Genomic DNA, 500 nt, shown 5'->3' with positions numbered 1-500 from the left:
CTTGGCTATTCTTATAAAATGTAAATCCCAAGAATTGTCCTTTTGTTGGTCGGACCACTTTTGTCTTTGTTGCACTAACTTTCAAGAATAACTTTCTTTCTAGCCATGATGTCACTGACTTCATTACTCGATTTGCACTCATTTCGCTTTTAACGAATATTATACTATCGTCCGCATATCTTACAAATCTTAGATTTCTGGACTCCAGTTCTTTATCAAATTTATCTAAATAGATATTAGATAAAATTACACTGATAGGTCCTCCTTGTGAGGTTCCTACTGTTGTACTTTTGATAAGTCCATCATCTAATACTCCTGCTCTTAGATATGCTCGAATAAGATGTAATGTTGTTGCGTCGTTGACATTCTCTCTTAAGATTGAAATTAACTTATCTTGATTTACAGTATCAAAGAATTTCTCAATGTCTAAGTCAACTATCCATTCATATCCCTCATTTAAGTATTGTAATACTTCTTCCATTGCCATTTGTGCATTTCTT

Annotated in this window: 1 protein-coding gene; it reads right to left on the bottom strand. The window is 33.0% G+C overall.

All coding sequences use genetic code 11. From position 1 onward, the window contains the following. On the bottom strand, positions 1-487 hold a 487-nt coding region (locus NE665_RS23980; protein ID WP_256302714.1), incomplete at its 3' end, for a reverse transcriptase domain-containing protein. Between the last annotated feature and the right edge of the window lie 13 nt (positions 488-500).

The sequence above is a fragment of the Clostridium sp. DFI.1.208 genome, from assembly GCF_024463855.1.
Taxonomy (GTDB): Bacteria; Bacillota_I; Bacilli_A; order Erysipelotrichales; family Erysipelotrichaceae; genus Clostridium_AQ.
This window is presented reverse-complemented; position numbering and strand designations above follow the sequence as displayed.